This is a genomic window from Arthrobacter sp. MDT2-16, assembly GCF_054510925.1.
Genome location: NZ_JBTNDP010000001.1, coordinates 171,220 through 184,989, shown reverse-complemented (window position 1 = coordinate 184,989; position 13,770 = coordinate 171,220). Strand labels below are relative to the sequence as shown.

The window sequence follows — 13,770 nt, the reverse complement described above, 5'->3', positions numbered from 1 at the left end:
GGGAGGGCCGTGTGCTGCTCAGTATGCCGTTGAACGGGGGTCATCGTCCTGGCCGTAGGCCGCACCGTACGTCGGACTGTACGTCGGGCCGGCGTCGACGCCGTCGTCGTCCGCCTGCCTGGTGCGCAGGGACAGGACGCCGCCGATGACGAGTGACACTCCTACGCCGACGAGGAGCCCGAGGGCCACCACCACCGGGTCGATCGACAGGATGACGAACTGGCCGACGAGGAGCAGGAGGGCGACGGCGAGGATCAGGGCCCCCCAGACGATGGTGGCGACGCGGGCGCGACGCTTCGGCCGGGACAGCAGGGTGCTCATGGTGTGTCTCCTGTGGGAGAGGGAACGGGAGTGGGAGAGGGGTCGCGGATATCGGGCGGGGAGATGTCGGTGCCGTTCGACACCACGATGGTGACCTCACTCAGTGCACCCCTGACATCCAGGACGAGGGCGGCTCCGGTGGCGTCGGGGTTCAACTCCCCGTCACTCAGCTGCAGCACGCCGTCCTCGCCCCGGAACTGCGGTGCTGCGTCGGATTCCGTGGACGCGCCCTGCGCGTCCGCGCTTCCGAGTGCCATGCGGGTACGCACCTCGACGGGCACGTCATCGGGGACGATCACCGTGACATCGCTGGCCAGGGAGTTCACCGGCACCACGACATCGCGGGTGGGGGAGGGCAGCTCGGCGAGGTCGATGGTGGTCTCCGCCACCAGGATGCTGTAGCCGTCGGACGCCGTCTGGAGCGAGGCCGGTACGGTCCGCGCCTGCTGCGCGACGATCCAGTCGCCTCCCACCACGGTGAACGACGCGACGAGCGCCCCGAGCGCCGCGAGCGCCGCCGTCAACCCCACCAACCCCGAGGTACGTCCCCGGGCGCCGAGCGCGATCACGCCGAGCGCGAGGAGGATCGCGGCCGCCGCGAGCGCCACGACGGCGGGATTGGCGGCGTCGAGGATGTTCGCGTAGTCGAGCACGAGGACGACGGCGGCGACGATGACCGCCCCTCCGAGCAGGAGTGCCGTGGTCGGTCCCGACGGGCGGGGAGGCCGCCTGTCGACGGTCCGGGAGGGACGTGTCTGGACGTCCGTGTCCACGACTCCCGACCCGGAGTAGGGGGACGTCTCCGACCACCCCTGGTACGGCCGGTAGGGCTCGTAGGTCTGGGGGTAGCCCCGGAGCGGGCTTGTCTGCGCCGCAGGCCTGTACGGCAGGGGAACGGTCCTGTGGACCTCCTCCAGCGCTCCGGTGGGGTCCTCGCGCTCGCCGTCGCCGCCGTCACCGTCCGAGGGCGCCGCGCGTCTCTCCGTGGGATCGCCGGACGCCGTGTCTCCGGGTGCCGCACCGGGCGCGAGGTTCGTGGGCCCCACGGAAGTCGCGGAACCTGCGAACGCGGAGGCCCCTGTGGAACCGGTCCCCGTGGACCCTGTTCCTGTGGAGTCCGGTCCTCCGGCTGAAGGCGACCCGCCAGGACCAGTCGGAGCGGGACCGGACGGCGTCGGACCGGACGGTGCGGGACCGGACGGCGTCGGACCGGACGGCGCGGGACCCGACGGAGCCGAGCCGAAGGGAGCCGGGCCGAAGGGAGCCGGGCCGAAGGGGGCCGAGCCGAAGGGAGCCGGGCCCGCGGGCGGAACAGGGCCGGATCCCGGACCGCCGTCGCTCCCTGGGCGGCCACCGAAGCCGGGCATCCCGGGGCGGGTCCTGCCGCCGCTGGAGCGGTTGACGATCCAGTACACGAGGAGTGCCACCGCGCCGATCCAGAACATCGTCCACAGGAAGCCGCCGCCGTCCCCTCGGAAGGGGACGTTGGGACCCCAGAGGCCGATCGTTATCAGGACGGCAGCTCCGGTCAGCCCCGAGGTCCATGAGCCCCGATGGGCCTGCTCCAGGTGGATGCGTCCGTCGGGCTCCGGGAGCAGTGCCCAGGCGAGTCCGTAGAGGAGTACGCCGATGCCGCCGAACACCGCGAGGACCACGATGAGGCCCCGGACGAGCGCCAGGTCCAGGCCCGTCCGGCGGGCAACGCCACCGGCTACCCCGCCCAGCCAGCGGTCCGGTGTCCGCGTGACATCGAGCCCGCGGATCCATCGGTAGAACGACGACGAGGTGGGTTGCCCCGTCGGATTCGGTGCGGCCGGTTGTTGCTGCCAGGACGGCCCGCCTGGGTTCGGTGCTGAGGTCATGCCTCCATGCTTCCTCCCGGCACAGGGAGGGGGTATCGGGGCCGACCCTGATTGAACCCTGAGAGTGCCCTGATTCCCGTCCGGGAGGGGACCCGGACGGGCTCCCGTGTGCTGTGATATTGCTATGAGACCTCCGCTGCTGCGCAGAGCCGACGGCGTGATCGCCGGTGTGTGCGCCGGCCTCGCGGTGCACCTGGGCATCTCGCGGTCCTGGGTCCGGGTGGGCATGGTCATCCTGACCTTCGCCTCCGGTGCCGGCATCGTGCTCTACGCCTGGTTGTGGATCTTCGTGCCGACGGCTTCTGACAGGGCGGCCGAGGCAGGGCGCAAGAGCGGCCCGGCGGCCTTCATGCACGGCGTGGAGGCCGCCCCGGAGCTCCTGACCCGATCGGGCGACCGAGGTGGAAAAGCCGGCCCCGGCAGGGCAGGTCACTGCGGCCCTGGTGGGATGCATGGACGCGGTGTCCCCAGCGGCGTCAGCGCCTCCAGCGGCTCAGGTGCCTCCAGCGGGATCGCGGGCTCGGGTCTCCCCGGTGGCCTACACGCTCCCAGCGGGATCGCCGGCTCCGCCCTCCCCAGTGGCCTACACGCTCCGAGCAGGGCCGCGGGATCCGGCAGTACGGGCGGCTCGAGCACTCGCGACGGAGTCGCGGGTTCCAGCATCCCCGGCGGTACAGGTGTTCCCGACGGCATCATGGGCGGCAGCACCGGCACCGGCAGCGCCGGCAGCACCGAGACGGCGACCCATGCCACTACGACCCGTCCCGCTGTCGGCCTCCTGGACCCTGATGCGTGGCGCGATCGCACGGTGAGCGCCGGTCGCCGCGAGATCCTCTTCGGCACGGCGATGCTGCTCGCAGCAGCGGTGCTGGTGGTGCAACTGCTCGGAGTGGACGTCAACTGGGGTTTCCTCGTCCCGATCGCCGTCGTGGCGACGGGCGCAGCCCTCGCCTGGTCCCAGCTCGACGAGGTGCGCAGGGCGAGGGTCATGAACCGAGCCGGGGCGGGACGGGTCGGGGGGACGCTGCGGCTGCTCGCGGGCCTCGTGCTCGTGATCGCGGGTGTCCTCGTCGCCCTGTCCAGCAGCGGATCGTGGACCCTGACGGTGGCCACCCTCGTGGCCGTGCTCGCGGTGCTGGCCGGCGTCGGGCTGGTTCTCGCGCCATGGGGCCTCAAGTTCTGGCGGGACCTCGAGACGGAACGGGCGGGCCGCGTGCGTGAGACGGAACGCGCGGAGATGGCCGCCCATCTGCACGATTCCGTCCTGCAGACCCTCGCGCTCATCCAGAACCGGGCCGATTCGGAGACCGACGTGCTGCGCCTGGCCCGCGCCCAGGAGCGCGAACTCCGCCAGTGGCTGTTCGCGGACCCGGCCCGCGATCCGGGGAGCCTTGCCGAACGGCTGCGCGTCATGGCCGGTGAGATCGAGGACCGCTACGGCCATCCGGTCGCCGTCGTCGCCGTCGGGGATGCCGTCCTGGGACCGGCGGAGGACGCCCTGGCGCAGGCGGCACGGGAAGCCATGGTCAACGCGGCGAAGCACGCGGGCGTCGCCGTGTCCGTGTACCTCGAGGCCGGTCCGGAGATCGTCGAGGTCTTCGTCCGTGACCGCGGACCGGGCTTCGACCTCTCCGCAGTGCCGGCGGACCGCCTCGGCATCCGCGAGTCGATCCACAGCCGGATGGCGCGCCACGGCGGGTCGTCGGACCTGCGCAGCGACGAGGACGGCACGGAGGTGCGGCTCAGGCTGCCGCGGCCGGTCCGCAGCGACGCATAGGGCAGGCGGGGAGGCGAGCCGGCGTGACCGGTCCGACGGCGCAGAGCGCGGCTCCTCTAGGCTGGCCGCAGCGGAACGGTGTCCGCCGGCCGGTGGACACCGGATGGACGGCAGCCGAGAGAGCCGGCCGGCAGGACGAGCGACAGACGACGAAGAAGCACGGCCCGCAGAGGGCCGCTGGGAGGGGCAACCGTGGACAGCGACAACCCACGCGTACATGAGCAGGCACCCGGGACGGTGTCGGTGGTCATCGTCGACGACCACGGCATCTTCCGTTCGGGCCTGCGGGCCGCGCTCGGCGCCGTCATCGACGTACTCGGAGAGGCCGCCACGGTGGAGGAGGCCGAAGCCGTCATCACGGCCACCGCGCCCGACGTCGTCCTCCTGGACGTGCACCTGCCGGGAGGACGCGGCGGCGGTGGCGCCGAGGTGATCCACCGTTGTGTCCGGCGCGGGACGACCTCCCGGTTCCTGGCCCTCAGCGTGTCGGACTCCGCGGAGGACGTGGTCGCGGTCATCCGTGCCGGGGCACGGGGCTACGTCACCAAGACCATCTCCGGACCCGAGATCACCGACGCGGTGCAGCGTATCGCCTCGGGGGACGCCGTGTTCTCCCCGCGCCTGGCCGGCTTCGTCCTGGACGCCTTCGGAACCGCGTCCGTCGCCGTCGACGACGAGCTCGACCGTCTCTCGGCCCGCGAACTGGAGGTCATGCGGCTGATCGCCCGCGGCTACAGCTACAAGGAGACCGCGAAGGAGCTGTTCATCTCCGTGAAGACCGTGGAGACGCACGTCTCCGCGGTGCTGCGGAAGCTGCAGCTGTCCTCGCGCCACGAACTCACGCGGTGGGCCACGGAGCGCAAGCTGCTCTGACCGCACCAAGCCGGGGCGTCAGCGCACGGAGCCGAGGAACTCCTGCAGGCGCGCCACGCCGGTCGCGAGGTCCTCGTCGCCGAGGGCGTAGGACAGGCGCAGGTAGCCACTGGGCCCGAACGCCTCGCCGGGGACGACGGCCACCTCTGCCTTCTCGAGGATCAGTGCGGCGAGTTCGGCCGACGTCGCAGGGACTTCCCCGCCGAAACTTCGCCCGAGCAGGGCCCGCACATCCGCATAGGCGTAGAAGGCACCATGGGGTGTGGGGCACTCCACGCCCTCGATCCGGTTCAGCGCCGACACCATGGCCCGGCGGCGGCGGTCGAACGCCACCTTCATCTCGTCGACGGCCGTCAGCGGACCCGACACGGCAGCCAGTGCGGCCATCTGCGGGACGTTGGACACGTTCGACGTGGCATGCGACTGCAGATTGGTCGCCGCCTTCACGAGGTCCTTCGGGCCGATCATCCAGCCCACGCGCCAACCCGTCATCGCGTAGGTCTTCGCGACACCGTTGAGGATCACCACCTTGTCACCGAGGGAGGGCGCGGCCGTCGCGATCGAGGTGAACGGCACGCCGTCGTACGTCAGGTGCTCGTAGATCTCGTCCGTCACGACCCAGAGTCCGCGCGCTGCAGCCCACTCGCCGATCTCCCGGACGGCGTCGGCACCGTAGACGGCACCGGTGGGGTTCGACGGCGAGACGAACAGCAGCACCTTCGTGCGCGGCGTCAGCGCGGCCTCGAGCTGGTCGACGGTCACCAGGTACCCCTGGTCCGGGCCGGCGAACACCTCCACGGGCACGCCGCCCGCGAGGCGGATGGCCTCGGGGTAGGTGGTCCAGAACGGCGTGGGCACGAGGACCTCGTCCCCCGGGTCGAGGAGGGCAGCGAAGGACTCGTAGACGGCCTGCTTGCCGCCGTTGGTCACGAGGACCTGCGCCGGGTCCACCGCGTAGCCGGAGTCGCGCAGCGTCTTCTCGGCGATGGCCTGCTTCAGGTCGGGGAGGCCGCCGGCAGGGGAGTAGCGGTGGAACCGCGGTTGGCGCGCGGCGTCGATCGCCGCCTCGACGATGTACTCCGGCGTCGGGAAGTCCGGCTCGCCGGCGCCGAAGCCGATGACGGGCCGGCCGGCGGCCTTCAGCGCCTTCGCCTTCGCATCGACGGCCAGGGTGGCCGACTCGGTGATGGAGCCGATCCGCCGGGAGATCCGGGGGAGTGCTGCGCGGAGTGAGTCGTCGGTTGTCGCGTTCATCGGATCCCGTTCCGTGAGGGTCTCTGGTCAGCCTCCAGCTTAGGCCGTGGCCTCAGCCCGGCCCCCACTGCGGCTCCTCCGCGTCGCCGGCCCCGGCGCACGGTCCCGGGGAGAGCCGCGCAACGACGTCCCGTGAACCGGTGCGGGCGCGCCGGTTCGACGTTCCGGCGGTGAGTGCGTAGACTTGTTCCTCGGTGTTGAAACACCATGATGGTTCGTGCCCTCGCCGGGCAGTCCGGAGTGGAAGCAGTACTGGTTCAAAACCAAAGGGTAGTGGCGCAATTGGTAGCGCAGCGGTCTCCAAAACCGCAGGTTGCAGGTTCGAGTCCTGTCTGCCCTGCGCGTGGCCTTCGCGGCAAGCTGGCGAAGGCACGGCAGAAACAGATCACGAAGCCCCGGCGCAGGCACAGGCCCCGCGCGGCGGTAAACATGATCAGCTGGGGGCGCCACTGGTGGTCCGGCTGGAACACCACACAGATTGATGAGGTTGACGGTGACCGATACGGCTGCGAGCAGCTCCATGGGAAGCCCCGCCGAGAAGAAGGCGCCCCGACGCGGGTTCTTCGCACGCATCATGCTGTTCGTCCGCCAGGTCTTCGCCGAGCTGGGCAAGGTCGTCACGCCCACCCGCCGGGAACTGGTCAGGTTCACCATCACCGTGCTCGTCTTCGTGGTCATCATGATGCTCATCGTGACCGGGCTGGACCTCCTGTTCGGCCGCGGCGCGCTGTGGGTCTTCGGCGAGAGCTGATCCCCACCGCAGGAATGCACGCTCCCACACGTCTGGTGTGCGTCGGGGTGAGTACAGGCAAGCAAGACAACTCTTGAAAGCAGGCGGCTAGGTGTCCGAGCAAGAACTCGAACGGCAGATCACTCCCGAAGATGGTCTGGAGAACGAGGAGTACGGAGCGGAGGCGGAAGCCTCCGACGTCGACGTGCCTGCTGACGACTCCGACGCGTACCCCTCCGACACCGACGTCGTGTCCGAGGACGGGCTCCTCGCGGACGACGCCGAGGTGGCCACCGGCATCGAGGACGAATCGGAGGAGTCCGACGCCGACATCGAGGCCACCGCCACGGCCGCCGTCGACGAGGCTGCAGGCGCGATCGACGAAGCAGCCTCCTCGGAGGGCGACGCCGCCGGCGAGGCTCCCGCCGAGGACCCCGTGGCCGCGTTCAAGGCCAAGCTTCGCCGGCAGGACGGCGACTGGTACGTCATCCACTCCTACGCCGGCTACGAGAACCGCGTGAAGGCGAACCTCGAGACCCGCATCCAGACCCTCGACATGGAGGATTTCATCTTCGAGATCCGGGTGCCGATGGAAGAGGTCGTCGAGATCAAGAACACCACGCGGAAGATCGTCAACCGCGTGCGTATCCCCGGCTACGTGCTGGTGCGCATGGATCTCACCGACGAGTCCTGGGGCGCGGTGCGGCACACCCCGGGTGTCACCGGCTTCGTGGGCAACGCCCACAACCCGGTGCCGCTGAGCCTGTCCGAGGTGTTCTCCATGCTGGAGCACACGATCGTCCACACGGACGCCGAGTCGGGCAAGCCCGTCCAGCCGCAGTTCACCCCGGCGACCGTCAACTTCGAGGTCGGCGAGTCCGTGACCGTCAACGAGGGTCCGTTCGAGACCCTCCCGGCCACGATCTCCGAGATCAAGCACGAGTCGCAGCAGCTCGTGGTGCTGGTCTCGATCTTCGAGCGCGAGACCCCGGTCACGCTCTCCTACAACCAGGTCACCAAGATCCAGTAAAGCTTCGGTGCCTCCCGACTCGCTTGGTCGAGGAGCGCCGTGACGGCCGTCGCGCCATGACGGCCACCAACCCGCAGGACGCTCCTGTCCGGCGGGAACGCAATGCAAGAGAAGGACCCTTTCATGGCCCCCAAGAAAAAGGTCACCGGCCTCATCAAGCTGCAGATCAACGCAGGCGCCGCCAACCCGGCTCCTCCGATCGGTCCCGCACTTGGCCAGCACGGTGTCAACATCATGGAATTCTGCAAGGCGTACAACGCCGCCACGGAATCCCAGCGCGGAAACGTCATCCCCGTGGAGATCACGGTGTACGAGGACCGCTCGTTCACCTTCGTCACCAAGACCCCTCCGGCAGCCGAGCTCATCAAGAAGGCCGCCGGCGTCGCGAAGGGTTCGGGTACGCCCCACACGGTCAAGGTCGCCAAGCTGACCAACGCACAGGTCGAGGAGATCGCCACCATGAAGATGGAGGACCTCAACGCCAATGACGTGCAGGCAGCCGCGAAGATCATCGCCGGCACCGCCCGCTCCATGGGCATCACGGTCGAGGGCTAAGAGCCTTCACCTCCGCCCCGTCCGGTCCGCCGGACAGGCACACCACCATTTCACAGCACGACGGGGCCCCAGCGGCCCGTCGTGAGTGGCAGGGCCCAGCGCGGTCCGACGACCACGACTGCATAAGGAGAACAAGCAGATGGCACAGCGCAGCAAAGCATACAAGGGAGCTGCCGCGAAGATCGAGGCGGACAAGCAGTACGCTCCCCTCGAAGCGGTAGTCCTCGCCAAGGAGACCAACCCGTCGAAGTTCGACGCCACGGTCGAGGTGTCCTTCCGTCTCGGAGTGGACCCCCGCAAGGCGGACCAGATGGTCCGCGGCACCGTGAACCTCCCCCACGGTACCGGCAAGACCGCCCGCGTCCTGGTCTTCGCGACCGGTGACCGGGCCGAGGCCGCCATCGCGGCCGGCGCGGACTTCGTGGGCTCGGACGACATGATCGAGAAGGTCTCCGGCGGCTGGACCGACTTCGACGCAGCGGTCGCGACCCCCGACCTCATGGGCAAGGTGGGACGCCTCGGAAAGATCCTCGGCCCCCGCAACCTCATGCCCAACCCGAAGACGGGCACGGTCACGGCGGACGTCGCCAAGGCCGTCACCGACATCAAGGGCGGCAAGATCGACTTCCGCGTCGACAAGCACTCGAACCTCCACTTCATCATCGGCAAGGTCTCCTTCGACGAGCAGAAGCTGGGCGAGAACTATGCCGCAGCACTCGAGGAGATCCTCCGACTGAAGCCGTCGGCTTCGAAGGGCCGCTACATCCAGAAGGCCACTGTCTCGACTACCTTCGGTCCCGGCATCTCCGTCGACCCGAGCGTCACCAAGGTCTTCACCGTCTAATTCCTGCAGGATGATCTCGACGAAGCCCCGCGGCACGCGCCGCGGGGCTTCTTCGTGTCCGCCAGCACTACTGATTGAGAAAACCCAATCGATTCCCCTATGCTGGGCCGATGACCTTCACGATCGAGCAGCTCCCAATCCCTGCGACCCTCGAGGCGCCAGGGGGGAATGACTTCGCCCGGAGCGCGGCGGTCAGCAACGAGGTGGAACACGGCCTGTGGGGCCACGAGGACTTCCGGCTGGACGTCCGGGAGCGCCTCACCATGATGCAGCCCACGCCGGACCGCGAGCGCGTCCTCGGCGTCGCACGGGATCGCGGCGAGATCGTCGCCAATGCCCGTCTCAGCATCCCGCAGCGCGACAACCTGCGCACCGCCTACCTCCAGATCGAGGTGCTGCCCTCGCATCGGCGACGGGGCGCGGCCACCGCCCTCCTCGCCTTCATGGAGCGCCAGGCCGCGTCCTGTGGCAGGAGCATCATCATGTCGTGGAGCGACGCCCGCGTCGACGGGCATGACGGGCAGGACCGGCCGTTCCTCGTGCCGCCGACGGGCGCCGGTGTCTTCCCTGCCGACGACGCCTCGGCGGTCCTCGCCCTGCAGGCGGGGTTCGACCTGGTCCAGGTCGACCGCCAGAGCGTCCTCGACCTCGGTATCCTGCGACAGGATCAGGACGGGACGCACGGCCTGGAGGCACAGGAATCCGAGGCTGCAGCGGCGGGATCGGGCGAGTATACGCTCCTCGGCTGGGCGGATCGCTGTCCGGAAGACCTGGTGGGCGACTATGCGCTCCTGCGGCAGCGGATGAGCACCGACCCTCCCCTCGGCGGTTTCGCGCAGGAGGAGGAGTTGTGGGATGCCGGCCGCATCCGCCGGGAGGAGGAGACGTCCCTCGCGGGCGGCGCCTCCAGCCTCGTCTGCGCGGTCCAGCACACCTCCACCGGACAGCTGGTAGGGCACACCATCCTTGAGCGCTTCGGATCGAGGCCGGCCGTGGTGTACCAGGAGGACACGCTCGTCCTGAAGGAGCACCGCGGGCACAGGCTCGGCATGTGGCTGAAGGCGGCCAATCTCCGGCGTGCACTCGACGAGTGGCCGGACGCCCGGCGGGTCTACACCTGGAACGCCGAGGAGAACACGTTCATGCTCGCCGTCAACGTGGCCCTGGGCTTCCGCGCGGCCGGGCGCACCGCCGGGTGGCAGAAGGTCCTTTCCTAGGGATGGGGGCCGGCCCGATTTGGAGGCCGCGCCCCGGTCCCGTAGGCTTGGAGCACCAAAGACCGTCGGTCGGTCCACCTCCACTTCCTGGCAGCGCATCCGTGCGTGTCCACGAAGAAGGACACGGATCCGAAAGTTCCCGTCAGGGACGGCCTACGCAGGTGATACGAAGCTCCTCTCCACCGGCCCCGCGCCCGTGTCGAGCAAGGCCCCGTGCACCTGCGCGGGGCGTTTTTATTGGAGCTGGAAAGCCGGCGCCTATTCCCCGGAAGGAGGGTTATGGCAACGCCAACAAAGGTTTCTGCAGTGGATGAGATCACCACCGATTTCAAGGATTCCACCGCCGCTGTCCTGACCGAATACCGCGGGCTCACCGTTGCTCAGCTCAAGGACCTGCGTCGTGCCCTCGGCAACGACAACAAGTTCTCCGTCGTCAAGAACACCCTGACGGGCATCGCGGCGAAGGAGGCGGGCATCGACGCGTTCGACGGCCAGCTGTCCGGACCCACCGCGATCGCCTTCATCAAGGGTGACGCCGTCGCTGCAGCCAAGAGCCTCACGGATTTCGCGAAAGCCAACCCGAAGCTCGTCATCAAGACCGGAATCTTCGAGGGCAAGGCCCTCAACGCTTCCGAGGTCGTCGCCCTGGCGGCCCTCGAGTCGCGTGAACTCCAGCTCGCCCGGGTGGCAGGTGTCCTCAAGGCACCGATGTCCGCCCTGGCCCGCACGGTCGATGCACTGCGCATCAAGCTCGAGGAGGAAAGCGGCGCTGCACCTGCAGCCGGCGCCGACGCTCCTGCAGCCGAGGAGGCCGCTGCTCCCGCAGAGGCCGCCACGGAGGCTCCCGCCGAGGAAGCCGCAGCAACCGAGGCGAACTAGCTTCTCTTCGACCCACACACTCCGGTGCAGTGCACCACTAAAGGAAGGACGCCTCCCATGGCGAAGCTCACCAACGAAGAGCTCATCGAAGCTTTCAAGGAACTGTCCATCATTGAACTCTCGGACTTCGTAAAGCTGTTCGAGGAGACCTTCGATGTCACCGCTGCTGCTGTTGCAGTCGCAGGCCCCGCCGGCGGCGGCGCCGGCGAAGCCGCCGAAGAGGAGCAGACCGCGTTCGACGTGGTCCTCGAGGCAGCCGGCGACAAGAAGATCGCAGTGATCAAGGAAGTTCGCGCGCTCACCTCGCTGGGCCTCAAGGAAGCCAAGGACGTTGTCGACAGCGCCCCCAAGGCCGTCCTCGAAGGCGTCACCAAGGAAGCCGCGGACAAGGCCAAGGAGGCCCTCGAGGCCGCCGGCGCCACCGTCACCCTCAAGTAACACCTCCCTGCATCCGCGGCCGGCACACGCCGGTGGCCCCGCAGGACGAAAGAGCCCCGCTTCTCGCGAAGCGGGGCTCTTTCTCGTTCCGGGCGATACTCGGCCGTCAGCGCCAGAGCAGGACGGCCTCGCCCTGTCCGCCGCCCCCGCAGAGGCTGACCGCCGACTTCCCGCTCCCGCGCCGCGCCAGTTCCATGGCGGCGTGGAGGGCCAGCCGTGTGCCGGACGCACCGATCGGGTGGCCGAGCGCGATGGCCCCGCCGTGGATGTTGCACTGCTCGAGGGGGTAGTTGAGGTCCCTCAGGGACTGCACAGCGACCGACCCGAAGGCCTCGTTGATCTCGATGAAGTCGAGGTCGGCGGCGCTCCAGCCGGCCCGGTCGAGGGCCTGCAGGATGGCGGCCGAGGGCTGGGAGTGCAGCGTGTTGTCCGGTCCCGCCACCTGGCCCGGCCGCCCCACGACGGCGAGTACGGTGAGCCCGGCCTCCTCCGCATAGGAGCGCGTGGTCACGACGAGTGCCGCGGCGCCGTCCGACAGCGGGGAGGAGTTGCCCGCCGTGATGGCACCGTCGGGGTTGAACGCCGGCCGCAGCTTGGCGAGCGACTCGACGGTGGTCGTCGGCCGGATGCCCTCGTCGGTGGTGAGGACGACGTCGTCGCCCTTCCTCTGCTTCACGGTGACGGGGACGATCTCCTCCAGGAGGACGCCGCTGTCCGTGGCGGCCGCCGCGCGCCGGTGGGATGCCGCAGCCACCGCGTCCTGCTCGGCACGCGGTATCTCCAGGCGCACGTTCCCGCGTTCGGTCGAGGCTCCCATGGATTCGTCGTCGAACGCGTCGGTGAGGCCGTCGTGCGCCACGGAGTCGAGGGCCTGGAGGGACCCGTAGGTCCAGCCCTGGCGTGAGCCGGGCAGGAGGTGCGGTCCGCGTGTCATCGATTCCTGGCCGCCGGCGACGACGACGCGGGCCTCACCGCTGCGGATGAGGCGGGCGGCGTCGATCACGGCGGTGAGGCCGGAGAGGCACACCTTGTTCAGCGTGACGGCGGGGACGTTCCAGGGGATGCCCGCCTTCACCGCGGATTGCCGGGCCGGGTTCTGCCCGCAGCCCGCCTGCACCACGTGGCCCATGATCACGGCGTCGACCGTCTCGGGCGCCACACCCGCGCGCTCGAGCGCACCGGTGATCGCGAGTGCGCCGAGCTCGACGGCGGAGAAGGAGGCGAGCTGTCCGTTCAGGCGTCCGAGGGGTGTCCGGGCGCCGCCGACGAGAACGACGTCGTCGGGGGCTGGCGTTAGTGTCGCCATGGCGATACTCTCTTTCGTCGTTGAAATGATGCCGCTCCCAGCCTAGGGGGTGTGGCGGGTCATGCGGTCCCGCGCGGCCCCGGGCCCGCGGCGCCCTGCGGGTAGAGCAGGGGGAGCTGGAGCGTCAGCCAGGGGCTGAAGGCCCAGGGTGTGGCCGTGACGGCCCGGACGAGTTCGGCGGCGTCGACCCACTGGAAGTCCATGACCTCCTCGGGCAGGGGATCCACGGCACCGTCCGCGACGGCGGTGTAGACCGGGCAGATCTCGTTCTCGACGATGCCCGAGGCATCGACCGCGCGGTAGCGGAAATCGGGGAGCGCGGCGCGGACGTCCCGCACCGTGAAGCCGAGCTCCTGGGCCGCACGCCGGTCGACGGCGTCCTCGAAGGCCTCGCCGGGGGCCGGGTGCCCGCAGAAGGAGTTGGTCCACACGCCGGGCCACGCCTTCTTCGACAGCGCGCGGCGTGTCACGAGGATGCGGCCCCGGTCGTCGAACACGTGGGTGGAGAACGCCAGGTGCAACGGCGTGTCGAGGGTGTGGACGGTCGACTTCGCGTGCGTACCGACCGGGCTGCCGTCCTCGGCGAGCAGCACCACGACCTCGTCCTCGGGGGCCGTCCGTCCCGTGGCTGCCGCGTCCTGCCGCGTGGTCCCTGCTTCGCTCGCCATCGTGGCACCCTCTTGT

14 protein-coding genes and 1 tRNA gene are annotated in these 13,770 nt (G+C 69.6%); 10 read left to right on the top strand and 5 right to left on the bottom strand.

Features of this window, described 5'->3' with window-relative positions; translation table 11 throughout:
* Positions 1-18: 18 nt before the first annotated feature.
* Together ACX80N_RS00870 and ACX80N_RS00865 are read right to left on the bottom strand one after the other, a co-directional pair.
* The gene (locus ACX80N_RS00870; RefSeq protein ID WP_459337916.1) at positions 19-321 is read right to left on the bottom strand and encodes a hypothetical protein; all 303 of its coding nucleotides are present in this window, start codon (positions 319-321) and stop codon (positions 19-21) included.
* On the bottom strand, positions 318-2,183 hold the full coding sequence (locus ACX80N_RS00865; protein WP_459337915.1) for a PspC domain-containing protein: 1,866 nt from the start codon (positions 2,181-2,183) through the stop codon (positions 318-320). The genes ACX80N_RS00870 and ACX80N_RS00865 overlap by 4 nt, the downstream gene beginning before the upstream one ends.
* 124 nt (positions 2,184-2,307) lie before the next feature.
* Here ACX80N_RS00865 and ACX80N_RS00860 point away from each other — a divergent pair, with 124 nt between their 5' ends.
* The gene (locus ACX80N_RS00860) at positions 2,308-3,960 is read left to right on the top strand and encodes an ATP-binding protein (protein WP_459337914.1); all 1,653 of its coding nucleotides are present in this window, start codon (positions 2,308-2,310) and stop codon (positions 3,958-3,960) included.
* A 192-nt stretch (positions 3,961-4,152) separates the two neighbouring features.
* Positions 4,153-4,833: a LuxR C-terminal-related transcriptional regulator gene (locus ACX80N_RS00855; protein ID WP_459337913.1), complete on the top strand. Its 681-nt coding sequence runs from the start codon at positions 4,153-4,155 to the stop codon at positions 4,831-4,833.
* Between the two features lie 18 nt (positions 4,834-4,851).
* Here ACX80N_RS00855 and ACX80N_RS00850 read toward each other — a convergent pair whose 3' ends face one another.
* Complete coding sequence (locus ACX80N_RS00850) at positions 4,852-6,087, bottom strand: pyridoxal phosphate-dependent aminotransferase (RefSeq protein WP_105032940.1); 1,236 nt, start codon at positions 6,085-6,087, stop codon at positions 4,852-4,854.
* Positions 6,088-6,354: 267 nt separating this feature from the next.
* On the opposite strand from ACX80N_RS00850, the gene ACX80N_RS00845 reads away from it, so the two are divergent.
* The 8 genes from ACX80N_RS00845 to rplL all read left to right on the top strand — a co-directional run bounded on the left by ACX80N_RS00845 (position 6,355) and on the right by rplL (position 11,780).
* Positions 6,355-6,427, top strand: a tRNA-Trp gene (locus ACX80N_RS00845).
* Between the two features lie 141 nt (positions 6,428-6,568).
* Positions 6,569-6,838: a preprotein translocase subunit SecE gene (secE, locus tag ACX80N_RS00840; RefSeq protein ID WP_105032939.1), complete on the top strand. Its 270-nt coding sequence runs from the start codon at positions 6,569-6,571 to the stop codon at positions 6,836-6,838.
* A 91-nt stretch (positions 6,839-6,929) separates the two neighbouring features.
* Positions 6,930-7,847, top strand: coding sequence for a transcription termination/antitermination protein NusG (gene nusG / locus ACX80N_RS00835; RefSeq protein WP_459337912.1), 918 nt, complete (start codon positions 6,930-6,932; stop codon positions 7,845-7,847).
* Positions 7,848-7,970: 123 nt separating this feature from the next.
* Positions 7,971-8,402, top strand: a complete 432-nt coding sequence (rplK, locus tag ACX80N_RS00830) for a 50S ribosomal protein L11 (RefSeq protein WP_043440576.1) — start codon at positions 7,971-7,973, stop codon at positions 8,400-8,402.
* Positions 8,403-8,541: 139 nt separating this feature from the next.
* The gene (gene rplA, locus ACX80N_RS00825) at positions 8,542-9,246 is read left to right on the top strand and encodes a 50S ribosomal protein L1 (protein WP_105032937.1); all 705 of its coding nucleotides are present in this window, start codon (positions 8,542-8,544) and stop codon (positions 9,244-9,246) included.
* A 110-nt stretch (positions 9,247-9,356) separates the two neighbouring features.
* The gene (locus tag ACX80N_RS00820; RefSeq protein WP_459337911.1) at positions 9,357-10,463 is read left to right on the top strand and encodes a GNAT family N-acetyltransferase; all 1,107 of its coding nucleotides are present in this window, start codon (positions 9,357-9,359) and stop codon (positions 10,461-10,463) included.
* A 279-nt stretch (positions 10,464-10,742) separates the two neighbouring features.
* Complete coding sequence (gene rplJ / locus ACX80N_RS00815) at positions 10,743-11,342, top strand: 50S ribosomal protein L10 (RefSeq protein ID WP_459337910.1); 600 nt, start codon at positions 10,743-10,745, stop codon at positions 11,340-11,342.
* Positions 11,343-11,399: 57 nt separating this feature from the next.
* Complete coding sequence (gene rplL, locus ACX80N_RS00810) at positions 11,400-11,780, top strand: 50S ribosomal protein L7/L12 (RefSeq protein WP_087076922.1); 381 nt, start codon at positions 11,400-11,402, stop codon at positions 11,778-11,780.
* 106 nt (positions 11,781-11,886) lie between these two features.
* On the opposite strand, the gene ACX80N_RS00805 is transcribed toward rplL, so the two are convergent.
* The gene (locus ACX80N_RS00805) at positions 11,887-13,086 is read right to left on the bottom strand and encodes an acetyl-CoA C-acetyltransferase (RefSeq protein ID WP_459337909.1); all 1,200 of its coding nucleotides are present in this window, start codon (positions 13,084-13,086) and stop codon (positions 11,887-11,889) included.
* A 59-nt stretch (positions 13,087-13,145) separates the two neighbouring features.
* Positions 13,146-13,754, bottom strand: coding sequence for an isopentenyl-diphosphate Delta-isomerase (gene idi, locus ACX80N_RS00800; protein WP_459337908.1), 609 nt, complete (start codon positions 13,752-13,754; stop codon positions 13,146-13,148).
* Positions 13,755-13,770 lie beyond the last annotated feature (16 nt).